Source organism: Candidatus Pelagibacter sp., assembly GCF_052049855.1.
GTDB lineage: Bacteria > Pseudomonadota > Alphaproteobacteria > Pelagibacterales > Pelagibacteraceae > Pelagibacter.
The window spans coordinates 210864-232911 of sequence record NZ_JBNGZE010000002.1; the positions used below are offsets into that span (position 1 = coordinate 210864).

Here is a 22048-nt window from a genome sequence, read left to right on the forward strand (position 1 = left end):
AATGGCATTAAAAAAATTTGCCTTTAATGTTTTAAAAAAAGATAAATTTGCTAGGTGTGGTTTAATTGAGACACATCGTGGAAATATACAAACACCTGCCTTTATGCCTGTTGGAACTCAAGCCACAGTAAAGGCTTGCACAATAGACGATATAAAAAAAACAGGTTCAGAAATAATACTTTCAAATACTTATCACTTAATGATACGTCCAGGTGTTGAAAGAATTCAATCTGCTGGTGGTCTTCATAAATTTATGAATTGTGATTTACCTATATTAACTGACTCTGGTGGTTTTCAAGTAATGTCTCTTTCAAAATTAAATAAGATTGATAGAGAGAGGGGTGCTATATTCAATTCTCATGTTGATGGTAAAAAATTTTATTTAAGCCCTGAGGAGAGCATCAGAATACAGTTGGGTTTAAATTCAGACATAATAATGATTATGGATGAGTGCCCAAAAAAAACCAATGATTATAATGTTATTCAAAAATCTATGGATCTTTCACTTTATTGGGCTGAAAGATCTAAAAAAGCTTTTGGAAACAACCCGCATAAAGCTTTATTTGGAATTGTTCAAGGAGGTCTATTTAAAGATTTAAGACTTAAATCACTTGAAGAATTAGTCAAAATTGGTTTTGATGGTTATGCTATTGGAGGATTAGCAGTAGGCGAGACACAAAATGAAATGTTTAATGTTTTAGATAACATCAAAGAATATTTACCTATGAAAAAACCTCACTATTTAATGGGTGTTGGAACACCATCAGATATTTTAGGTGCTGTCAAAAGAGGTATAGATATGTTTGATTGTGTGCTGCCTACTAGATCTGGAAGGACAGGTTTAGCTTTTACATGGAATGGAAGAGTAAATATTAAAAATAATAAATATCAAAATGATAATACTCCACTTGATCCTAGTTGTGAAAATCTTAATTTAAACAAATATTCAAAAAATTATCTAAATCATTTGTTCAATACTAATGAAATATTAGCTTCAATGCTATTGACGCTTCATAATATTAATTTTTATCAAGAATTAATGTCAAAAATTAGAAAAAATATTAATTCTGGCACATTTGATGATTTTCATAATAAATACATAGATAAGTTGTAGTTAGAGCAACTGTGCCATTTTGTATGAATAATCATGTCAAATTCCTTAATTAAATAACCTTAATTGATCAAAACTTTTAAATTCAACGAATTGAAAAATAAAAATTTATCTGTATACACACAATATTCATTTAAAAAAAATGAATCAATTTTGTGGGCCGTTAGCTCAGTTGGTAGAGCAATTCCCTTTTAAGGAATGGGTCGATGGTTCGAGTCCATCACGGCTCACCATCAATTGAATTAGCTAATTTCAATTGGTGGGTAATCTAAAATTACTCCACCCATCTTTTCGTTTAAATCTTTAATTCTATTGTCAGATGATGGATGTGTACTCATAAATTCAGGTGGTTCTTTACCTTTATTAAGTTCTTTCATTCTTTCCCAAATCTTTACAGTTTCTCTAATATCATAACCTGATAATGATGAAAAAATCATTCCTAAATAATCAGCTTCACTTTCTTGTTTTCTATTGAAAGGATTTAATAATCCTAGTTGTGTAATCAATCCAACTGTATTTATCCCAGTTGTTCTATTAACTTGCGATAGTTTTCCTCCACTAAAAATATCTATTAGTTGTGTTCCTGTATTTACCAATGTGGCTCTACTTGCTCTTTCAACCGAATGTTTTGCTACAGCATGAGCAATTTCGTGCCCCATAACTGCAGCTAAACCATCAGTATTTTTTGTTGCTTCAAGAATACCAGTGTACACAGCTATTTTGCCACCTGGCATACACCAAGCATTTCTAACTTTTTTACGATCAATTAGAATATATTCCCATTCGAAGTTAATTGTTGGGTCTTCAATTCCTGCTCTATAAAAATACTCCGAAATTGAGTTTTCCATTTTTTTTCCGATCTCTTTGATTTCATTTAAAGTTTTTGTGTCATCACTCATTTTTTCTTTTTCTTTTATTTTTTCATATATAGCAGCTGCTTGAGCATTAAGTTTTGCTTCAGAGACAATTTTTAATTGTTTTCTCTCGGTAATAGGAGCAGTGGTACAAGAAGATAGTAATAAAGTTCCACATCCACAACCCATATAAGATAAGAATTTTCTTCTATTCATAACTATAAAATTTGATAATAGTAGTTTAACATGAATCTTAACAATAAAATATTAATAGTATTATTTATTATTTCAATATTGTTTGTTATTTACGCTAGTTACAGTTAATTTTATGGCTAAAAAAAGTACTAAAAAATCTTTATCTTTAACTCTTAGAAACTATTTTATCGCTGGTGTTGTTGTTTTAATACCAATAGGTTTTACTTTATATTTAACTAAAATTTTAATAGGGATATCTTCAAATTTAATTCCCAAGAACATTAATCCAAATAGTTATTTACCCTTCAATATTCCTGGCGTTGAAATTGTAATTTCAATTTTACTAATTACTATCGTAGGTGGACTGTCCTTATCATTTTTTGGAAGAAGAATTCTAAAATTAATTGATGATTTGTTTAAAAGAATTCCTTTTTTAAGAACCGTTTATTCAGCAATTGTTCAAATGACTGAAACCTTTTCAAAAAAAGATGACGGCAAAAAGAGTGTTGTTTTAATTGAATATCCCAGAAAAGGAGTTTGGGCTGTTGGATTTGCTACAAAAGAAAATAAAGGAGAGATGGCAGAAAAAACAGGGAAAAATTTAATCAATGTTTTTGTGCCAACGACACCAAACCCAACTAGTGGTTTTTTATTAATGTTCCCAGTAGAAGATATTATATATTTAAATATGTCTTTTGAAGAAGCTTCTAAATTTATTGTATCAGCGGGCACCTCAACAAAAAAATCTTAAGCGATATCGTTTATTATATCAGCCCTATCATATAATTTTATTAAAGGTTTAAATTTTCCTATATCTTCATTGCATTTTTCTATTCTTTTCATTTCCTTTTCAGCTAAATTGAAAAGATCACTATTATGAATTGGATCCGCTAGTTTAAAATTTTTAATTCCACTTTGCTTAAAACCTAAGATATCTCCAAAACCTCTTAATTTCATATCCTCTTCAGATATTAAAAAACCATCATTTGAGTCTTTTAAAATTTTAATTCTTTTTTTTGCGTTATCACTTAAATTAGATTTAAACATAAGAATACAAGTGGACTCTTTCTCACCACGACCAACTCTACCCCTTAATTGATGAAGCTGAGAAAGTCCAAATTTATTTGCATTCTCTATTACTATTACGTTGGCATTAGGAAAATCAATTCCAACTTCAATTATTGTTGTTGAAACTAAAATTTTAAATTTTTTATTTAAAAAATCATTAAGAATTATATTTTTTTCCTCTAAATCTGTTTTGCCGTGTAGCAAAGAAACCTGGTTTGGGAATAGTTTTTTTAATAATTTAAATTTCATTACAGCAGAAGTGTGGTCTAGTTTTTTTGACTCTTCAATTAAGGGACATACCCAAAAAATTTGGTTACCTAATTTAATTTGTTTATCCACAAATTTTAAAACATCATCAATTTTTGCTTCTAATTTACTATAAGTTTTTATTAATTTTCTATTTTTAGGTTTTTCACGAATTATAGAAATATCCATATCACCGTAAATTGTCATTGTTAATGTTCTAGGTATTGGTGTTGCTGTCATTAAAAGAACATCACAATCTACTCCACCTTTATCGGACAACTTTTTTCTCTGGTTTACACCAAATTTATGCTGCTCATCTATTATTATTAATCCTAATTTTCTAAAGATAACTTTTTTTTGAAAAATTGCATGTGTCCCAAAAATTATATCAATTTTATTAATTTCCAAATTTTTAAGTATTTCTTTTTTTTTCTTGTATTCAGACTTTCCTGAAATTAATTCTAAATTAATATTTTTAGGAAATATTTTTTTTGCTAAATTAAAATGTTGTCTTGCAAGAATTTCCGTAGGTGCCATAATTGCAACTTGGAAACCAGAGTTTATAGTGTTTAGTGCAGCTAATAGAGAGACTATTGTTTTTCCACTACCCACATCTCCTTGTAAGAGTCTGAACATTTTGTTTGATGAGCTTAAATCTTTGTTTATTTCATCCAATGCATTTTTCTGATCATTTGTAAGCTTAAAATCTAAATTTTTAATTAATGAATTTTGTTCATTTGAATTGATTATTTTATTTTTTTTTTTAATTTTTTTTATTTTTTTTCTTATTTCTGAATTAACTAAAAATGTCGAAAATATTTCATCATAAGCGAGCCTTTGATAAAAATTTGATCTATAGTTCCCAATATTTTCAGGTTTATGTAATTCTTTAATTGATTTGTTCCAACTTATATTCTGAAAATTTAACATAACATTTTTAGAGTGCCACTCTTTGAAATCTGGTAAATTAGCAATAATTTGATTTAAAATTTTATTATATATTTTTTCAGATATACCATCAGTTAAAGAGTACTTACTATGAACTTGTTTAATTAATGTAGAGTCCTCTGATATGTATTTAGGATTTGTAATTTGGTATTTATTTCTAAAATGTCCTATTTTTCCACTTACGGTTATTTCTTTTCCTAATGGTAGTATTTTTTTTATATATCCTTCATAACTATTAAAAAAAATACAATCTATTTCGCCTGTTTCATCAGTACATAAAACTCTGTTAGGTAATTTCCTTATATGCGGGAAGTAATATTTTTGTGGTATAATGGTTACCGTTTGTATTTCACCAATTTTTAAATCTTTTATTTTTGATGATAAGCTTCTATCTGTAAAAGATTTTGGAAGTTTCCACAATAAATCAAACAAATTATTAATATTTTTCTTCTTTAATAAATTTTTTGTTTTAGTTCCTACACCCTTTAAAGAACTTAAGTCTGACAATAAATATTGATAATTTGTTTTATTATTCACTAACAACTAATATATTCTAATTATTATGATCAATATAGATGAATTAAAAAAAAAAATTATTTATCGATCAAATTATAGGGGCACAAAAGAAATGGATAATCTTTTAGGTGCATTTACAAAAAAATATATAAATAATTTAAATGAAAATGATCTTATTGATTTAGAAAAATTACTGAATATTGATGACACTAATTTATATAATTTTTATAATGGTTTTAAAACTGATTTTGAATTTGAAAATAATAATATCAATTTATTATATAAAAATTTTGATTATTCACAAAAATGATGGCGGAGAGACTGGGATTCGAACCCAGGAAAGAGTTGCCCCTTTGCCGGTTTTCAAGACCGGTGCTTTCAACCGCTCAGCCATCTCTCCGTTAGCAAGTTTTTATAATTATAATTATTTAATTCAACCATAAAATAGTCTAATAGACTTATTAATTAAAAGCACCACGGTTTCCTATGAACAAAGAATTTAACAAAGGCTTATTACTTGCTGGGTTTGGATCTTTTTGGTGGGGGTTTTTTGGTGTAATTTATTTTAAATATATAGCTTATATTGGCCATATTGAATTAGTTGTTCATAGATGCTTATGGACAGCCTTTACTTTAATTCTGACTACCTTTTTTTTCTCTAAATGGAATATTTTTTTTAAAATTGTAAAAAATAAATCAAATTTATTTTATTTATTTATCTCAGGTTTTTTAATTTTTATAAATTGGGGTGTGTGGATTTATGCTATAGCTACAAATAGAATTATAGATGCCAGTTTTGGTTATTTTATTATGCCCATTTTAAGCGTAATGCTTGGTTATATTTTTTTTAAAGAGAAACTTAATAAAAAAAGAGTCTTTTCAATTCTGTTAGTTATTCTATCTATCGTTTTTTTAATAATTATAAGCATTAAATCATTACCTTGGGTTGGTTTAATTGTTGCTTTAAGTTGGGGGTTTTACAATCTAGTTAGAAAAAAAATTAATGTTGATACTGATGTAGGTCTTCTTATAGAGAGTTTATTTATTTTGCCATTTGCAATGTTAGCTTTTTATTTTATAGCAAGCAAAGGATATAATGATTTTCAATTGTCTGATCCACCAATGATGCTATTTATTTATCTTGCTGGACCTATGACTGTCATACCTTTATTTTTATATGTTAGAGGAGTTGAACTCTGTGGTTTAGGACCGACTGGCATGATATTTTATATTACTCCTACTTTTCAGTTTTTATTAGGTTTTTTTTATTACAACGAGCCTTTTTCAATAACAAAATTAGTTAGTTTTATTTTTATTTGGATTGCTGTAATTATATATTTGAAGGATTTACATGAAACTAGTTAATTTTTTTTTATTTTTTATTTTTATTTCTATTAATTATTCATTTGCTGATATCAATAAAGAATTTGAAAATTGGAAATTAAATTTTAAAAAAATAGCTTTAGAAAACAATATTTCAGAAAAAACATTTGATAGAGTTATGTCCGATACTAAATTTTTATCAGATGTAATAAAATATGACAGGTTTCAACCTGAATTTTACGAAGATACTAAAACTTATATTTCAAAAAGAACATCTTCAAAAAAAGTCTCGTTAGGAAAAAAATTCTATGAAAAAAATTCTACTTTAATAAATACTGTTGAAAACGAATTTAATATAGAAAGAGAGTTACTGTTAGCTTTAATGGGAATAGAAACTAATTTTGGGACGTATGTTGGTAAAATGGATATTTTGTCCTCTTTGGCAACTTTAAGTTTTGATAAAAGAAGATCAGAATTTTTTACAAATGAATTATTGACACTTTTACGATTAATAGAAAATGAACAAATAGATTATAAAACGTTATATGGATCTTGGGCTGGTGCTTTTGGTTTTTTTCAATTTATGCCATCAACAATGAAAAATTATGCAATAGACCATGATGGAAACGGATATATAGATTTAAAAAATAATAATGATGCTTATGCTTCAGCATCAAACTATTTAAATCAAATAGGTTGGAAAAGTGAGAAACCTTGTTTTTATAAAATTGATTTATCAGAGAATATACCAAGTAAATATTTGAACATTTCTGCAAAAAAACTTCATGATAAAAAAAAATTAAAATATTTTAGAAAATTTATACAAAATAATGATCAAATAGACAAAAAGTACAACGCTTATAAGGTTGCTATTATAACACCAGATAAAGATATTATACCTGATGCCGAAACTTTAAATCCAGCTTATGTCGTATTTGATAACTATGAGATAATATTAAAATGGAATAGATCATTGCGATTTGCTTTAGCCGTTTGTACATTAAAAGATAAATTTAAAAATGAACTTTAAAAAACTCATATTAATCATTTCTATATTTTTTTTGTCTGCATGTAATCAATTTGATCAAGAAAATAAAAACTTAGTTTATATTACTGATCAAAAGTATAGTAATACTGGATTTACTTTAATTTATGATAATGAATTAAAAAAAGAAAAAAAAATATCAAAAAAAATAGATAATAGATCTCTTTTAATTTTCCATAATAAAATTAAAAAAAATTCATTTGTTAAAATTACAAATCCTGTAAATGATAAGTCAATCATAGCTGAAGTAATCTCTAATAATGTTAATTTCTCATCTTTTTATAACTCTGTAATTACAAAACGAATTGCTGAGGAGCTATCACTTGACCCCAAAGAACCTTATATTGATCTTGCTTTAATCTCAAAAAGTTCAACATTTGTAGCTAAAAAAGCAAAGACTTTTGATGAAGAGAAAAGTGTAGCTGAAAAAGCTCCTGTTGACGGAATTACAATAGATAATCTGGGTGAAGAAAAAAACAAAGAAATCAAAATAAAAAAACACAAATTTTTATATTCAATAAAGATCGCAGATTTTTATTACAGAGACTCGGCAGAAAATATGGTTGATAGAATAAAAGATGAGACAAATATAAAAAAACCTATAATTAAGAAATTATCTAAAACCAAATATAGGGTATTATTGGGTCCATTTAATGATATAAAAAAACTAGAAAAATCATTTAATGAAATAAAAGTGTTAAATTTTGAAAATATAGAGATATTAAAAGATGTTTAGAATTTTATTAATTGTAATTTTTTTTAGTTTTTCATTAGTAAATTTTTCAAAAGCTAATTTTGATGTAAAAGCAAGAACTGCAATATTACAAGATTATCATTCTGGTGAAATTCTCTATGAAAAAGAGCCAGATATTTCAATTTATCCGGCCTCTATGACAAAAATAATGACAGCAATTATTGCTTTTGATCTAATAAAATCAGGTGATCTTAGTTTAGATGAAAAATTTATAATATCAGAGAGAGCCTGGAGATTATCTACATCCGGATACTCATCGATGTTTATAATGGTAGGTGATCAGGTTTCTGTAGAAAATTTATTAAGAGGTATTATTGTTGCCTCTGGAAATGATGCTTGTATTGCATTAGCTGAAGGCATAGCAGGCACTGAAGAAGAATTTGCAATTTTAATGACTGCTAAAGCAAAAGAACTAGGGATGGATAATACAAATTTTTCTAATTCATCAGGAATAAATGACCCTGATAATTACTCAACTGTTAGAGATATTTTAAAAATGTCTAGGTATTTAATTAAAGAACATCCTGAATTTTACAAAATGTTTGCTGAAAAAGAATTTACGTGGGATAGAACAGGAGGTGATCCAATAACACAGGGAAATAGAAATCCTTTACTTTATAAAAATCTTGGAGCAGATGGAATAAAAACTGGTTATTTAGCAGTTGAAAAATATTCTTTAGCATCATCAATAGATAGAAATGGCAGAAGATTAATAGCTGTGGGAAGTGGCTTTAAATCAAAAAACTCCAGATCTAGAGAAAGCACAAAATTACTTACATTTGGTCTTACCAATTATGATCTCGTTGAAATAGCTATAGCGAATAAACCATTACATAAAATTGACGTTTGGTTAGGAAAAGAGAACAGTGTTGAAGCATATACAAAGGAGGATATTTATAAAACAATCAAAAAAGCGAAAAAAAAACTTTTAAAAGTTGCTGTTAAGTATGATGGACCAGTCGAAGCACCAATTAAAAAAGATCAAAAAATAGCCACTTTAAGAGTTGTTTATGATCAAGAACTTGTTGGTGAGTATGATCTACTTTCATCGAAAGAAATTAAAAAAGTTAATTTTTTTACAAGATTAATAAAATCAATAAATTATCTAATTTGGGGTGATGTCTAAAAAACCCATCATTGTTTTTGAGGGTATAGAGGGCAGTGGTAAGAGCCATCATATTAATAAAGTTTCAAACTTTTTAGATAAAAAAAAAATAAAATATATAAAAATAAGAGAACCAGGAGGTAGCTTAAATTCTGAAAAAATAAGAAGATTAATTTTAAGTAGGAAATCTAATTTTAATATTAATACTGATTTACTTTTATATTTAGCAGCCCGGAGTGAAAATATAAATCTTATAAAAAAATCATATAAGAAAAAAATTATTTTGATTGATAGATTCGTAGACTCAACTATTGCATATCAGCATTATGGTATGGGTATCGATTTAAAAATTATAAAAATAATAAATAAATTTCTATTAAAAAAAATTAAAGTCAATTTTACTTTTCTTAATGTTGTAAATAAAAAAAATCTATTTCAAAGATTAAAAAAAAGGAAATCATTAAATAGATATGATCAATTCGATATGAATTTTTATAATAAAGTTCAAAAAGGTTTTTTAAAATTAGTAAAACTAAATAAAAAATCTTACAAAATAATAGATTCTAATTTAGATATAAAAAAAAATGAATATTTAATAATAAATCAAATTAAAAAATTAATAAAATGAATTTAAATCCCTTAACTCAAATAAATTTATTTGAGCATAAAAAAATTTTTAATCAATTAACCAAATTATCTAAAAACGATACTTTGCCTAATAAAATTCTTTTATCTGGTGAAAAAGGTATTGGCAAATCAACTTTAGCATATCATTTAATCAATTTTGTATTGTCGGAAAACGAAGAACATCCCTATGATTATAAAAATAATAAAATTAATCCAGATAATAAGTCATACAAACTTATGCTAAATAAATCTAACCCAAATTTTTACTTAATTGATGTCTTAGAGGAAAAGAAAAATATTGATATAAATCAAATTAGGGAATTAATAACAAATCTAAACAAATCCTCATTTAATAAAAAAAAAAGATTTGTTTTAATTGATAATATCGAATTATTAAACTTAAATTCTATTAATGCTTTGTTGAAAATTTTAGAGGAACCTAATGAAAATATAAATTTTATTTTAATAAACAACAACAAAAGAGTGTTACCAACTCTTAAATCCAGATGTTTAAATTTTAAAGTTTTTTTAACAAAAGATCAGTCTATTAGAATTTGTAATCAATTATTAGAAAATGACATGAATACTATCATCAATAATAAGTTATTTGATTATTATGCAACACCTGGAAAATTATTTAAATTAATTAAGTTATCTGAGGAATATGATTTGGATATTGTTAATTTTGATTTAAATTCAACTCTAAAAACTCTAATTAAAAATAAAATTTATAAAAAAGATAAATCAATTATTGAAATTATTTATTCCTTTATTGAACTTTATTTTAGAAACAATATATCTATTAAAAATATAAGTTTACTAAAGTCATACCATTATTTTTTAGGAAAAATTAATAATACTAGAACTTATAATTTAGATGAGGAAACATTATTTATGGAATTTGAGGATAAAATACTAAATGGATAAAACTTTTTATATTACAACGCCTATATACTACCCATCAGCCAAGCCTCATATGGGTCATGCATATTCAAGTATTATCTCAGATTTTTTTGCGAGATTTAAAAAAATTGACGATTATCAGGTTCATTTTCTTACTGGTACAGACGAACATGGATTAAAAATTCAAAGATCTGCGGAAAAGGCAGGGAAGGAACCTTTAGTATTTTGTGATCAAATTAGTCAAACCTTTAGAGATCTCTCCAATACTTTGAATTTATCAAATACTGATTTTATTAGAACTACAGAAGCTAGACATAAAAAAACAGTTCAACATCTTTGGAATGAACTTGAGAAAAATGATGACATATATTTATCAAACTATTCTGGATGGTATTCAGTATCTGATGAAGCCTTTTATAACGAAGACGAAATTGAGGAATTTGATGGAATTAAAATTGCAATATCCTCAAAATCTCCTGTTGAATGGATTGAAGAAGAATCTTATTTTTTTAGACTTTCAAAGTGGGAAAAACCGTTATTAGACTATTACGAAGCAAATCCAGATTTTATTGCTCCATTATCTAGGAAAAATGAAGTTATTAGTTTTGTAAAAAGTGGTCTTAAAGATCTTTCTGTAAGTAGAAAAAGTTTTTCATGGGGCATACCTGTTCCAAATAATAAAAACCACGTTATATATGTATGGCTCGATGCTTTAACAAATTATTTAAGTGCATTAAACTATCCTAATACAAATGATGATTTATTTAAAAAATTTTGGCCAGCCTCAATACATTTAATTGGAAAAGATATACTCAGATTTCATGCTGTTTATTGGCCTGCCTTTTTATTAGCAGCAAAAATTGATTTACCAAAAAGAGTTTACGGACATGGATGGATACTATCAGGGGAAGAAAAAATGTCTAAATCTAAAGGGAATATTCTTGATCCACTTGAAATAATTAAAGAGTATGGTCTAGATCCTTTAAGATACTACTTAATCAAAGAAGTTTCTTTTGGGAATGATGGAAATATATCTCAAGAAAGACTAGAAGATTGTATTAATAGTGATCTAGCTAACAATTTTGGAAATTTATGTCAGCGTGTTACCGCTTTTGCAATAAAAAATTGTAATGGAAAAATTCCATTAGAAGTAAAATTTCATGATCAAGATTTAATGATACTAAATAAATATAAAGATAATTTAGATAATATTAGGTCGGAAATTGACAATCAAAATATTAATTATTACATTGATTATATTGTAAATTCACTTTTTGAAGCTAATAAATATTTTAATGATCAAGAACCTTGGAAAAAAAAAGACAATATAATTAGATTAAATACTATTGTTTACACTACTTTAGAAATTGTAAGAAAAATAAGTTTTTTACTATATCCAATTATTCCTGAATCTTCTTTAAAGGCATTAAAGATCTTTGACATTGAAGAAAAAAACATAAAATTAGACTCAGTTTCAAATAATGAGTATTTAACAAAAGGTAATAATATTCATAAAATAGACATACTTTTTAAAAAAATAGAGAAAAACAATGATTGATTCACACTGTCATCTAGATCATGAACCATTATTAAGCGATTTAGCTAATGTAATACAAAGATCAAAAGAAGTTGGTATACAAAAATTACTTACTATCTCAACTTCTTTTGAAAGTTTTTCTAGAGTAAAAGATTTAATTAATAAAGATGATATGATTTATGGCACTATTGGAATTCATCCTCATGAAAGCTCCACAGATATTATCACTTCAAAACAGATCATTGAAAGTCTCAATGAAAACTCAAAAATTATTGGAATTGGAGAAACTGGATTAGATTTTTATTATAATAACAGTGAAAAAGACAAGCAGATAGCAAGTTTTAAAGAACATATAGATGCATCCATAAAAACCAATATTCCATTAATTGTTCATTCAAGAGATGCAGAAAAAGAAACTTTTGAGATTTTAAATGAATATAAAAATGAAAACCTTAAAATTTTGATGCATTGTTTTACTGGGTCTAAAGAATTCTCGGAAAAACTAATGACTTTAAATTCATTCTTTTCAGCAAGTGGCATAATTACTTTTAAAAATTCATTAGATTTACAACATACGTTCAAATCTATTCCTATGGATAATATCTTAATTGAGACAGATAGTCCTTTTTTAGCACCCGTTCCTAAAAGAGGAAAAAAAAATGAACCATCATTCATTGATTATACTGCTGCAAAATTAGCTGAAATTAAAAATATATCCAAAGAAAATCTTATCAAAAAAACCACAGATAATTTTAATAAACTATTTTTTAATTGTAATTAATGCAATTTATTATTTTAGGCTGCGGCAGTTCAATGGGTGTACCAAGACCAGATGGTTTTTTTGGAAACTGTGATCCTAAAAATAAAAAAAATTATAGAACAAGATGTTCAGCTTTAATAAAAACTACAGATGAAAATATTCTCATAGATACATCTCCTGATCTACGTCAACAACTTTTAAGACATAAAATAAAAAAAATTAATAAAGTGTTATATTCACACATGCATGGTGATCAAACTCATGGAATAAATGATCTGAGATCTTTTTATATAAACAGCAGAAAACAACTTGATGTTTATGCTGATAAATATACTTCTAAATATCTTAATTCTACATTTTCTTATATATTTAAAAGCTATTCAAAAGAATATCCTGCAACCCTTAAACTTAATAAATTGCCAAAAAGAATATTTGCAAAAAATAATAATAAAAATATTAGTATTCAATCAATTATGGTTGATCATGGTAAGGTTAAATCAAATTGTTTTATTGTTAATAAAAAATTGGCTTATATAAGTGATGTAAGTAAAATTTATAGCAAAGATCATAAGTATTTTAAAAATCTAAAATATTTAGTCATTGATTGCTTGTGGTACAATTTTCATCCTTCACACTTTAATTTAGAGTCTTCACTAGCTATAATTAAAAAATTCAAACCCAAAAAAGCTATTCTCACAAATTTATCCCCAGTTTTAGATTATAAAGTGCTTAAAAAAATGCTGCCAAAAAATGTTGTTCCAGCATATGATGGATTAAGTATAAATTTATAAAATATCTTCTATAATTTTAATTAACTTTTTTGACATAGGTTTGGTCATGGATGCAAATGTATCTTCTATTTTGCCTTCTTTGTTAATTAAAATTTTATGAAAATTCCACTTTGGAACTGCTGATTTTCCGTGATTTTCTTTTGCCCATTTGAAAATTTCATGAGCATTTTTACCTTTAACTTCCGTTATAGTTGCTAATGGAAAGTTAATATTAAAATTTACTTCACAAAATTCTTTTACATCTGCATTACTATTTTTTTCTTGATTAAATGAATTAGATGGAACACCAATGACAATTAAACCTTTTTCTTTATACAAGTCCCACAATTCTTGTAATTCTTCATATTGTTTAGTGAATCCACAATAACTTGCTGTATTAACAACTAAAATAACTTTATTTTTGTAATCTTTAAAATTAATTATTTCACCAGTTATACTCTCTATACTGAAATCATAAATTTTTTTTTCGTAGTTTGCAGTTGCTGAGGTTTTAAAAAAAAACATAACTATAGATAATAGAAATATTAATTTTTTCATTTATTTGGTTTATTTGGCGTTAGTAAAATTAAAAAATAACCAAATAATGTTGATAATAACGATCCAGTTAATACCCCAATTTTTACACCATCCATATATTGCATGTTTTCAACAAAAGCTAAATTTCCAACAAATAAACTCATTGTAAAACCAATCCCAGTAAGTACACCCACACCATAAAAATTATACCAACTTGTATCGTTTGGCATTTGGGCTACTTTTAATTTTATTGATATATAAGAAAATATAAATACTCCAAGTTGTTTACCTAGAAACAGTCCAAGTACAATGCCTAAAGGAACTTTATCCATTAATGAAGCAAATGATAAACCATCTAAAGATACTCCGGCATTTGCAAATGCAAATAACGGCATTATCCCAAAAGCAACATACGGACTAATTGCATGTTCTATTTTTATCAATAAAGAAAAATCTTTTTCTTTTTTTCTATGAGGAATTGTCATTGCTAATAGAACTCCCGCAATAGTAGCGTGTATTCCAGAGTTATGTGTAAAATCCCATAGGAAAAGACCTACAACCAAGTAAGGTAGAAACTTTTTAATATTAAATTTGTTAATTAATAATAAAATAATAAATGCTAATAACATTAATGTTAAATATTTAATACTCAGATCTCCAGAGTAGAATAGGGCAATAATTACTATTGCTCCTAAATCATCAATTATAGCTAATGCAGTTAAGAATACTTTTAAAGATAAAGGAACTCTTTTGCCTAATAAAGATAAAACTCCTAAAGAAAAAGCGATATCAGTAGCTGATGGAATTGCCCACCCATTTAATGTTTCACTATCCCCAAAATTTATGAAAACATAAAATAATGCAGGAACCAACATACCTCCTACTGCACCTATGATTGGTAAAAGAGCTTGTTTAATATTGGAAAGCTCCCCTTGTAAAAATTCTCTTTTAATTTCTAACGTAACAAAGAAAAAGAAAATTGCCATTAAGGCATCATTGATCCAGTGCAATACTGATAATTTTAATCCAAAATTATTAATACCTATAAATAAATACTTATTTAGAGTAGCAAAATAAAAATCCGCTAGTCCAGAATTGCTTATAAATAAAGCAATTATTGCAGCAAACAACAATACAAGTCCACTCGCAGCCTCTAATTTAAAAAACCATTTAAAAGGCTTAGATATATAATTAATCATAAAAAATTAAATAAGGTCTATAATAAATAGTTTAATATCTTGCAATGTTTCAAAAAGGTTAAATAGTATAATTTCTAATCCAGGAAACACATTATTAAGTGGAGTTTTTAGAGTATCTAGCAACAAAATTAATGCTACAAAAGATATAATAAATACTATTAAATAAGAAAAAAACTTACTTCCTTTATTTTCTGTTTTTTTAGGTGTGGACGTATTTTTTTGTTTTTCAAAATTTTTTTCTTTTTTTTTGTTATTTATTTCAGTTTTAATTATTTCCTCTGAGTGTTGTCTCTCCTCTAATTTATAATTTATATTTTCGGCTTTTCTTTCAATGTCTTCACTTATAATTTCCTGTTTCAGCTCTAGTGCTTCATTTTTTTTTTCTTGGATATTATAAAACCAAATATGATTACATGATCCACATTGCAAATCTCTACCTTCATCTGGTATTAAAGAATTATCAATTTTGAATTGCTTGTTACAATTTGGACATGTAATTATCATGCTTCGTTATATAACAGATTTTAATCAAATTTCTTTTAATTTTGGCTTCTTTATACATTGAAATTATCAATAACTGCTGTATTAGTACTCGGATCGGAGTGTAGCGCAGCCTGGTAGCGCATCTGGTTTGGGACCAGAGGGTCGCAGGTTCGAATCCTGCCACTCCGACCATCATTTATGAAAAAAGCTATTATTTACATTCCAAATAAAAATCCAATGCAATCTGGATTAGCAAAAAATAATAAATGGATTTTAGAATTTAAAACAAAAGATCCAACAAAAAATCCTTTGATGGGTTGGGAAAGCTCATCAGATACATATACAGAATTAAGACTTGAATTTTCAACTAAGGAATTAGCTATTAATTATGCAAAAAAAAATAAAATCGATTTTGAATTACTTCAACCAAGACAAAGAAAAACAGTAAAGAAATCTTACGCAGATAATTTTTTAAAATAGACAATGTTTAGATTTTTCACTCAAAAGATTTGGTTTCTTTGGTCATGGATTGGTTCAGCTGTTATTTTATCATCACTCTGGATACAAGTTAAAATAGATGTAAAGATAAATGAATGGTTTGGTGAATTTTATGATATGATACAAAAAGCACTAGGAGCTCCAAACTCAATTACTATAGAAGAGTATTGGGCAAGTTTATTATCTTTTATCACTTTAGCTGCAATGTATGTAGGTGTAGCTGTTATAGTAAGTTTTTTTACTTCGCATTATTTATTCAGATGGAGAACTGCTATGGTTGAATGGTATCATAGTGTCTATGATAAAGCACGAAAAATAGAAGGAGCCGCACAAAGAGTTCAAGAAGATACGATTAAATTTTCTAGAATAATGGAGTCTCTTGGTACAAGTTTAATTGAAGCTTTAATGATACTTGTTGAATTTATGCCTATCTTATTTGGTTTAAGTGTGGGTATACCAATATTCTTTTTTGGTGATTGGGATTATGGATTAATTGTAGGTGCATTAATTTGGTCAATTGGAGGTACAATTTTTTTAATTTTACTTGGTTTAATCCTTAGATTAGTTGGAGTTGAATATGATCTCCAAAAAAAAGAGGCAGCTTATAGAAAAATACTTGTAATTGCAGAAGATGACGGGACAGTAAGACCTAAAACTATTGAAGAATTATTTGATGGAGTGAGAAATATTCATTTCTTAAGTTATGCACGTTATTTATATTTTAATATTGGTAGGATAGCTTATTTACAAGCCAATGTTCTTTCGGCTTATGTTTTTCTAGCACCTGCTATCGTGGCTGGTGCAGTAACTCTTGGAGTAATGCAGCAAATAATAAGAGCTTTTGGAAGGGTAGAGGGTTCTATGCAATATATTTTAAAAGCTTGGCCAACTATCATTGAACTTGCAAGTGTATATAAGCGTTTAAGAGAATTTGAGTCTAAAATCAATCAAGAAGATTTAATTGATGAAAAAGCTTAATGCCAATTGAAAAGAAATTTATTGATAAATTTGTAAATGTTACCTCAAAAGCAGCTTTAGCATCCTCATTTTTTATTGGAAAAAAAGATAAAATTGCTGCTGATAAAGCTGCTGTAGACTCCATGAGAAGTGAATTAAATAAAATTAATATTCAGGGAGAAATAGTAATAGGTGAGGGTGAACTAGACGAGGCTCCAATGTTGTACATCGGAGAAAGAGTTGGAAATAATAAAAATGGCCCAGAATTTGACATAGCTGTTGACCCTTTAGAAGGAACTAATTTTGTAGCTAATAATTTACCTGGTGCTTTGTCTGTAATAGCAATTGCTGAAAAAAATAATTTATTTAAAGCTCCTGAAACCTATATGGAAAAAATCTCTACTAGAGTTAATGATAAAAATGTTATTGATTTGGATTTTTCAGTAAAGCAAAATATTTCCAATTTAAGTGATTATTTAAATAAGAATCCAGAAAATTTAACTGCGTGTATTCTTAATAGGCCAAGGCATAAAGAAATTATAGATGAATTGAATAAATTAAAAGTTAATCTAAAATTAATTACTGATGGAGATGTTTCGGGAGCATTATTGGTTGCAGAAAAAAAATATAATGTAGATATCTTTTTAGGTATTGGAGGTGGACCAGAAGGTGTTCTTTCTGCTGCTGCTTTAGATTCCTATAATTGTAATTTTCAAGGAAGATTTTTGTTTAAAACTGATGAAGATAAAATACGGGCAAAAAAAATGGGAATAGATGATTTAACAAAAAAATATGAATTGAATGAAATAGTGACCGGTGATTCTATTTTTTGTGCAACGGGTATAACTTCTGGAGATTTAGTTAAAGGGGTAGAAATACAAGGCGACGAATTCATATCAGAGACATTAGTGACACATAAATCCTCAGGTATTAAAAAAGTAATAAAACTTAAACAAAATTCAAAATGATATACTTGATTAATGATTGTTTTTACAATAAAAAGCAGCAATTTGGTCCCTTCGTCTATCGGTTAGGACACGTGGTTTTCATCCTCGAAAGAGGGGTTCGATTCCCCTAGGGACCGCCATAATTCAAATAAGCTCTTATGGTTTATTACGTATATTTAATCAAAACTTTAGAAAGCTATCCAACCAAAACATATGTAGGATACACTAATAATTTAAATATGAGGCTGCAAAAACATAATTCAAATTTAGGAGCTAAATCTACCAAAGGTTATGAATGGGAATATATTTATAAAAAAAAATTTTATTCAAAATCAAAAGCACTTTCATTTGAATATAAACTAAAAAAAGATAGAAAAGAAAGATTGAGATTATTATATGAATTTAAAAAAAAATCTTAATATAGCTACTATTTTACCTTATAAAGAAAATTATACATACGATAAAGCATCTGCTGCATCATTGTGGGTTTCAGAATTTTTTAAAAAATCTAAATACAAAAAAAATAATATTATTTATGGTCACACAAAATCAAAAAAATATTTAAGTAAAAATTATAAAAACATAAGTTTAAAAAATTTAAAATCCAAATTAAAAAGTACTACAAACGAATATGCAGTAAAATTAACAAAAGAACTAATTAATAACAATTTTGATATTGTAGAAATTCATAATAGACCACAATTACTCTTTAAATTAAAAAACAAAATTAAAAGTAAATTTATTTTTTACTTTCATAATGATCCACTATCAATGAAGGGATCAAAAACTATAAAAGAAAGATTAAAAATATTAGAAACTGTCGAAAAAATAATATTTGTTAGCGAATGGGTTAGAGAAAGATTTTTCCATGATATAGATCAAAAATTACAAACTAAAACTGAAGTAGTTTATCCAAGTGTAAATAAACAAAAAAAAATAAAAAAAGAAAAAAACATAATTTTTGTAGGAAGATTAAATTACTCTAAAGGTTATGATATTTTTAAAGAAGCTGTATTAAATATATTAGACAAATTTCCTAAATGGAAAGCTTATTCATTAGGCGATGAGGATAGAAGAAATATTTATATTAATCATCCAAGACATAAAGAGCTTGGATTTGTTAATCATAAAAAAACATTGAATATTTTAAACAAATCAGAAATAGCAGTAGTACCATCTAGATGGGAAGAACCATTTGGCAGAACATCATTAGAAGCTACATCTAGAGGTTGCGCTACAATAATAAGTAATAGGGGGGGGTTAAAAGAAACTACTGATAGTGCAATTACTTTAAAAGATCTAAATTCAAAGGAACTTTATGATGAGATTAAAAAAATAATTATTAATAAAAAAAAAAGAAAATTATTACAATCTTTAGGTAGAAAAAATATTAAACACAAAATAAGTGAAAACACAAAGCTTATTGATCAAATTCGAGAAAGTTGTGTTCCCTTTTTTAATGTTAATTTAATTAAAAAGAAATTAAAAATAATTAATTTATATAATCAAGGTCAGAAACTTAATCACAGACTCTATAATATCTCTTTAGGCAAGAAATTTACTAATGGATTTGTTAGAAACGGTCATGATGTTTTAGAGATTAGTGATAGAGATTATCTAAGGAACAATAAGTCTTTTAGTTTAATTCCAAATAAAAATAATTTTCAAAAGTTTTTAATAGACACTTTTAAAAACTATAATCCAGATATAATTTTTTTTGGACATACAAGGAATATTGAAATAAGCACATTAAATGAATTTAAATCAATAAATAAAAATCTTATTATATCTCAATGGAATGAAGATCCTGTTATGCCTAGTCTAAATTATTCACTTAAAAATATTTCAAATATTAAAATGTATTCTGACATAGTTGATCATAATTTTATAACCACTGATCCGTCAATTTTTAATAACAAAATTTCTAGAAAGAATTTTAACTTTTTTTTTATTCCTGTAGATAAAAATATTGAGAGTTTTGATGTATTTAATATGAAGCCTAAAAAAGATTTATTTTATGCAATGAGTCATGGAGTTAACAGAGCTACACTTAAAGAGGGTGTCGAAGATGAAAGAATAAATTTTCTTGATAAACTAGTTAAAAAAATTCCTAATATAAAATATGATTTTTATGGATTTTCAAACAAACAACCAATATGGGGCAATGACTTTAACAATGCGTTAATTAATTCAAAAATGGGCTTAAACTTAAGTAGAGGCAAACCAACCAAATATTATTCTAGCAATAGAATTGCTTCGATAATGGGAAATGGATTACTTACATTTATTGATGAGAAGGTTCAAATGAAAGATTTTTTTAATAAAAATGAAATTATTTTTTATAAAAATATTAACGATTTAGCAGATAAAATTAAATTTTATGCAAAAAATGATAGAATTAGGGTCAAAATTGCTCGTAATGGTAAAAAAAAATACTTTAAGCTTTTTAATGAAACTAAAATTTCAAAATATTTTATAGATATATCCTTAGGTAATAAAGTATCTTTATTATAATTTTACTTTATTCAATGCATTATTTTTAAATATATTTGCCTCTTTAATATACCTTCTTACCATTTGGGTAGTTTTGTGACCCGTCATAGCCATTATACTTCTTTCATCAGCACCAGAATCTGCTGCTACTGTTGCAAAACCAGATCTTAAACTATGACCTGAAAAATTTTTATTTTCTATACCTGCCGAGTTTAAATATTCTTTAATTAACAAAACAACAGATTGATCAGTTAATCTTTTATTCGTTAATGACAAACCTTTAGAAAATCTTCTGAAAATTGGTCCAGACTTAATTTTAGAAATTTTTAACCATTTTTCGAGATTTGAAACAGGGCAATAAATTTTATTCGTGAGGAAGGGCAGTCCTTTAACCATTCCCTCACCAAATTGGTCAGTTTTTGATCTTTTAATCCTAATTTTAAGACCTTCAGGAAAAAATTCCAAATCCTCATAATCGATTGAAATGAGTTCTGATCTTCTAAAACCTCCCCCAAATCCAATTAAGATTAGTGATTTGTCTCTTAATTTTTTTATTTCTTCAGTTTTTTTTTCATTTATTACATTAATAATTGATTTTAAATGACTAATTAAAATAGGTTTTTTGCCGTTCTGAATGCTCCCTTTCACTCTTCTTATTCCCATTAAATTCTCAACGATGATTGGATGTTTGGTATCTAGATAATGGCCTTTTAGCTTATGAACCACACTAATTGAAACTAGTCTTCTTCTCAAAGTACTTATTTTTGAATTTTTAGAGAGATGGGTAATGTATAATGAAACAATTTTTGGTTCAGTTGGTAAAGAATTTAAGCCATGTTTTGTACAAAATGCTCCAAAATCTTTAAAATCAGATTTATACGCTCTTAGTGTATTATTCGACTTGGAATTTTTTAGGTTATTTAGAGTTGCTTCATGTAGAGATTTTAAGTCTGTTGTTAGCTCAGTCATATTATTACTATTGATAACATTTAATTATCATTACTAATATATCAAGTATTTTATAATGTCAAATAAAATAATTTATAAACTTAAAGGACAATTAATGACATTGTGTGGACAATAAGTATGAAATATTATTTAAATATGGGCATAGACGGAGTAATTGAACCGATATATTTCTTAATAACATCTTTTGGTTTTGCAATATTAAG

Annotated in this window: 23 protein-coding genes and 4 tRNA genes; 20 read left to right on the top strand and 7 right to left on the bottom strand. The window is 26.5% G+C overall.

Annotated elements, in window-relative coordinates; translation table 11 throughout:
- Position 1: 1 nt before the first annotated feature.
- Together tgt and ACTT9X_RS03170 are read left to right on the top strand one after the other, a co-directional pair.
- On the top strand, positions 2-1114 hold the full coding sequence (gene tgt / locus ACTT9X_RS03165) for a tRNA guanosine(34) transglycosylase Tgt (RefSeq protein WP_440934238.1): 1113 nt from the start codon (positions 2-4) through the stop codon (positions 1112-1114).
- 154 nt (positions 1115-1268) lie between these two features.
- Positions 1269-1344: transfer RNA gene (locus ACTT9X_RS03170), tRNA-Lys, on the top strand.
- A 9-nt stretch (positions 1345-1353) separates the two neighbouring features.
- Here ACTT9X_RS03170 and ACTT9X_RS03175 read toward each other — a convergent pair.
- Complete coding sequence (locus tag ACTT9X_RS03175) at positions 1354-2181, bottom strand: M48 family metallopeptidase (RefSeq protein WP_440934239.1); 828 nt, start codon at positions 2179-2181, stop codon at positions 1354-1356.
- Positions 2182-2293: 112 nt separating this feature from the next.
- Here ACTT9X_RS03175 and ACTT9X_RS03180 point away from each other — a divergent pair, with 112 nt between their 5' ends.
- A complete protein-coding gene (locus tag ACTT9X_RS03180) occupies positions 2294-2911 on the top strand; it encodes a DUF502 domain-containing protein (RefSeq protein WP_440934240.1) in 618 nt (205 codons plus the stop codon).
- Here ACTT9X_RS03180 and ACTT9X_RS03185 read toward each other — a convergent pair.
- Positions 2908-4959: an ATP-dependent DNA helicase RecG gene (locus ACTT9X_RS03185; protein ID WP_440934241.1), complete on the bottom strand. Its 2052-nt coding sequence runs from the start codon at positions 4957-4959 to the stop codon at positions 2908-2910. The two genes, ACTT9X_RS03180 and ACTT9X_RS03185, sit on opposite strands and share 4 nt — an antisense overlap.
- 25 nt (positions 4960-4984) lie before the next feature.
- On the opposite strand from ACTT9X_RS03185, the gene ACTT9X_RS03190 reads away from it, so the two are divergent.
- Positions 4985-5248, top strand: coding sequence for a succinate dehydrogenase assembly factor 2 (locus ACTT9X_RS03190; protein WP_440934242.1), 264 nt, complete (start codon positions 4985-4987; stop codon positions 5246-5248).
- Here the strand turns inward: ACTT9X_RS03190 and ACTT9X_RS03195 are convergent.
- A tRNA-Ser gene (locus ACTT9X_RS03195) sits at positions 5249-5338 on the bottom strand. It lies immediately after the preceding gene.
- 86 nt (positions 5339-5424) lie between these two features.
- Here ACTT9X_RS03195 and rarD point away from each other — a divergent pair.
- The 9 genes from rarD to ACTT9X_RS03240 are packed head-to-tail and all read left to right on the top strand — an operon-like array spanning position 5425 to position 13783.
- Positions 5425-6303: an EamA family transporter RarD gene (gene rarD / locus ACTT9X_RS03200; protein WP_440934243.1), complete on the top strand. Its 879-nt coding sequence runs from the start codon at positions 5425-5427 to the stop codon at positions 6301-6303.
- Positions 6290-7291 carry a lytic murein transglycosylase gene (locus ACTT9X_RS03205; protein WP_440934244.1) on the top strand — a complete coding sequence of 334 codons (1002 nt, stop codon included), beginning with the start codon at positions 6290-6292 and terminating at the stop codon, positions 7289-7291. Before rarD ends, ACTT9X_RS03205 begins: the two co-directional genes overlap by 14 nt.
- Positions 7281-8042, top strand: a complete 762-nt coding sequence (locus tag ACTT9X_RS03210) for an SPOR domain-containing protein (protein ID WP_440934245.1) — start codon at positions 7281-7283, stop codon at positions 8040-8042. Before ACTT9X_RS03205 ends, ACTT9X_RS03210 begins: the two co-directional genes overlap by 11 nt.
- A complete protein-coding gene (locus ACTT9X_RS03215; protein WP_440934246.1) occupies positions 8035-9186 on the top strand; it encodes a D-alanyl-D-alanine carboxypeptidase family protein in 1152 nt (383 codons plus the stop codon). The genes ACTT9X_RS03210 and ACTT9X_RS03215 overlap by 8 nt, the downstream gene beginning before the upstream one ends.
- Positions 9179-9793 carry a dTMP kinase gene (tmk, locus tag ACTT9X_RS03220; protein WP_440934247.1) on the top strand — a complete coding sequence of 205 codons (615 nt, stop codon included), beginning with the start codon at positions 9179-9181 and terminating at the stop codon, positions 9791-9793. Before ACTT9X_RS03215 ends, tmk begins: the two co-directional genes overlap by 8 nt.
- On the top strand, positions 9790-10719 hold the full coding sequence (locus ACTT9X_RS03225) for an AAA family ATPase (RefSeq protein WP_440934248.1): 930 nt from the start codon (positions 9790-9792) through the stop codon (positions 10717-10719). Before tmk ends, ACTT9X_RS03225 begins: the two co-directional genes overlap by 4 nt.
- Positions 10712-12253 (top strand): methionine--tRNA ligase, encoded by a 1542-nt coding sequence (metG, locus tag ACTT9X_RS03230; protein ID WP_440934249.1) that lies wholly within the window; start codon positions 10712-10714, stop codon positions 12251-12253. Before ACTT9X_RS03225 ends, metG begins: the two co-directional genes overlap by 8 nt.
- Positions 12246-13013 (top strand): TatD family hydrolase, encoded by a 768-nt coding sequence (locus ACTT9X_RS03235; protein WP_440934250.1) that lies wholly within the window; start codon positions 12246-12248, stop codon positions 13011-13013. The genes metG and ACTT9X_RS03235 overlap by 8 nt, the downstream gene beginning before the upstream one ends.
- Entirely contained in the window at positions 13013-13783 is a 771-nt protein-coding gene (locus ACTT9X_RS03240; RefSeq protein ID WP_440934251.1) for an MBL fold metallo-hydrolase, read from the top strand. Before ACTT9X_RS03235 ends, ACTT9X_RS03240 begins: the two co-directional genes overlap by 1 nt.
- Here the strand turns inward: ACTT9X_RS03240 and ACTT9X_RS03245 are convergent.
- The 3 genes from ACTT9X_RS03245 to ACTT9X_RS03255 are packed head-to-tail and all read right to left on the bottom strand — an operon-like array spanning position 13778 to position 16002.
- A complete protein-coding gene (locus ACTT9X_RS03245; RefSeq protein ID WP_440934252.1) occupies positions 13778-14320 on the bottom strand; it encodes a glutathione peroxidase in 543 nt (180 codons plus the stop codon). The two genes, ACTT9X_RS03240 and ACTT9X_RS03245, sit on opposite strands and share 6 nt — an antisense overlap.
- The gene (gene nhaA, locus ACTT9X_RS03250) at positions 14317-15498 is read right to left on the bottom strand and encodes a Na+/H+ antiporter NhaA (RefSeq protein ID WP_440934253.1); all 1182 of its coding nucleotides are present in this window, start codon (positions 15496-15498) and stop codon (positions 14317-14319) included. The genes ACTT9X_RS03245 and nhaA overlap by 4 nt, the downstream gene beginning before the upstream one ends.
- Positions 15499-15504: 6 nt before the next feature.
- Positions 15505-16002 carry a zinc-ribbon domain-containing protein gene (locus tag ACTT9X_RS03255; RefSeq protein WP_440934254.1) on the bottom strand — a complete coding sequence of 166 codons (498 nt, stop codon included), beginning with the start codon at positions 16000-16002 and terminating at the stop codon, positions 15505-15507.
- 94 nt (positions 16003-16096) lie between these two features.
- Here ACTT9X_RS03255 and ACTT9X_RS03260 point away from each other — a divergent pair.
- The 7 genes from ACTT9X_RS03260 to ACTT9X_RS03290 all read left to right on the top strand — a co-directional run bounded on the left by ACTT9X_RS03260 (position 16097) and on the right by ACTT9X_RS03290 (position 20897).
- Positions 16097-16173: transfer RNA gene (locus ACTT9X_RS03260), tRNA-Pro, on the top strand.
- Positions 16174-16179: 6 nt separating this feature from the next.
- The gene (locus tag ACTT9X_RS03265; RefSeq protein ID WP_440934255.1) at positions 16180-16461 is read left to right on the top strand and encodes an ETC complex I subunit; all 282 of its coding nucleotides are present in this window, start codon (positions 16180-16182) and stop codon (positions 16459-16461) included.
- A 3-nt stretch (positions 16462-16464) separates the two neighbouring features.
- On the top strand, positions 16465-17457 hold the full coding sequence (locus ACTT9X_RS03270) for a putative transporter (RefSeq protein WP_440934256.1): 993 nt from the start codon (positions 16465-16467) through the stop codon (positions 17455-17457).
- On the top strand, positions 17457-18404 hold the full coding sequence (glpX, locus tag ACTT9X_RS03275; protein WP_440934257.1) for a class II fructose-bisphosphatase: 948 nt from the start codon (positions 17457-17459) through the stop codon (positions 18402-18404). The genes ACTT9X_RS03270 and glpX overlap by 1 nt, the downstream gene beginning before the upstream one ends.
- A 44-nt stretch (positions 18405-18448) precedes the next feature.
- Positions 18449-18523, top strand: a tRNA-Glu gene (locus ACTT9X_RS03280).
- Positions 18524-18541: 18 nt separating this feature from the next.
- Positions 18542-18802, top strand: a complete 261-nt coding sequence (locus ACTT9X_RS03285; RefSeq protein ID WP_440934258.1) for a GIY-YIG nuclease family protein — start codon at positions 18542-18544, stop codon at positions 18800-18802.
- A complete protein-coding gene (locus ACTT9X_RS03290) occupies positions 18780-20897 on the top strand; it encodes a glycosyltransferase family protein (RefSeq protein ID WP_440934259.1) in 2118 nt (705 codons plus the stop codon). The genes ACTT9X_RS03285 and ACTT9X_RS03290 overlap by 23 nt, the downstream gene beginning before the upstream one ends.
- Here the strand turns inward: ACTT9X_RS03290 and ACTT9X_RS03295 are convergent.
- The gene (locus tag ACTT9X_RS03295; RefSeq protein ID WP_440934260.1) at positions 20892-21845 is read right to left on the bottom strand and encodes a site-specific integrase; all 954 of its coding nucleotides are present in this window, start codon (positions 21843-21845) and stop codon (positions 20892-20894) included. The two genes, ACTT9X_RS03290 and ACTT9X_RS03295, sit on opposite strands and share 6 nt — an antisense overlap.
- Positions 21846-22048: the final 203 nt, after the last annotated feature.

Coding starts and splice junctions, on each gene's coding strand:
- tgt (WP_440934238.1), top strand. CDS start 2: ATGGCATTAAAAAAATTTGCCTTTAATGTTTTAAAAAAAGATAAATTT.
- ACTT9X_RS03175 (WP_440934239.1), bottom strand. CDS start 2,181: ATGAATAGAAGAAAATTCTTATCTTATATGGGTTGTGGATGTGGAACT.
- ACTT9X_RS03180 (WP_440934240.1), top strand. CDS start 2,294: ATGGCTAAAAAAAGTACTAAAAAATCTTTATCTTTAACTCTTAGAAAC.
- ACTT9X_RS03190 (WP_440934242.1), top strand. CDS start 4,985: ATGATCAATATAGATGAATTAAAAAAAAAAATTATTTATCGATCAAAT.
- rarD (WP_440934243.1), top strand. CDS start 5,425: ATGAACAAAGAATTTAACAAAGGCTTATTACTTGCTGGGTTTGGATCT.
- ACTT9X_RS03205 (WP_440934244.1), top strand. CDS start 6,290: ATGAAACTAGTTAATTTTTTTTTATTTTTTATTTTTATTTCTATTAAT.
- ACTT9X_RS03210 (WP_440934245.1), top strand. CDS start 7,281: ATGAACTTTAAAAAACTCATATTAATCATTTCTATATTTTTTTTGTCT.
- ACTT9X_RS03215 (WP_440934246.1), top strand. CDS start 8,035: ATGTTTAGAATTTTATTAATTGTAATTTTTTTTAGTTTTTCATTAGTA.
- tmk (WP_440934247.1), top strand. CDS start 9,179: ATGTCTAAAAAACCCATCATTGTTTTTGAGGGTATAGAGGGCAGTGGT.
- ACTT9X_RS03225 (WP_440934248.1), top strand. CDS start 9,790: ATGAATTTAAATCCCTTAACTCAAATAAATTTATTTGAGCATAAAAAA.
- metG (WP_440934249.1), top strand. CDS start 10,712: ATGGATAAAACTTTTTATATTACAACGCCTATATACTACCCATCAGCC.
- ACTT9X_RS03235 (WP_440934250.1), top strand. CDS start 12,246: ATGATTGATTCACACTGTCATCTAGATCATGAACCATTATTAAGCGAT.
- ACTT9X_RS03240 (WP_440934251.1), top strand. CDS start 13,013: ATGCAATTTATTATTTTAGGCTGCGGCAGTTCAATGGGTGTACCAAGA.
- ACTT9X_RS03245 (WP_440934252.1), bottom strand. CDS start 14,320: ATGAAAAAATTAATATTTCTATTATCTATAGTTATGTTTTTTTTTAAA.
- nhaA (WP_440934253.1), bottom strand. CDS start 15,498: ATGATTAATTATATATCTAAGCCTTTTAAATGGTTTTTTAAATTAGAG.
- ACTT9X_RS03255 (WP_440934254.1), bottom strand. CDS start 16,002: ATGATAATTACATGTCCAAATTGTAACAAGCAATTCAAAATTGATAAT.
- ACTT9X_RS03265 (WP_440934255.1), top strand. CDS start 16,180: ATGAAAAAAGCTATTATTTACATTCCAAATAAAAATCCAATGCAATCT.
- ACTT9X_RS03270 (WP_440934256.1), top strand. CDS start 16,465: ATGTTTAGATTTTTCACTCAAAAGATTTGGTTTCTTTGGTCATGGATT.
- glpX (WP_440934257.1), top strand. CDS start 17,457: ATGCCAATTGAAAAGAAATTTATTGATAAATTTGTAAATGTTACCTCA.
- ACTT9X_RS03285 (WP_440934258.1), top strand. CDS start 18,542: ATGGTTTATTACGTATATTTAATCAAAACTTTAGAAAGCTATCCAACC.
- ACTT9X_RS03290 (WP_440934259.1), top strand. CDS start 18,780: ATGAATTTAAAAAAAAATCTTAATATAGCTACTATTTTACCTTATAAA.
- ACTT9X_RS03295 (WP_440934260.1), bottom strand. CDS start 21,845: ATGACTGAGCTAACAACAGACTTAAAATCTCTACATGAAGCAACTCTA.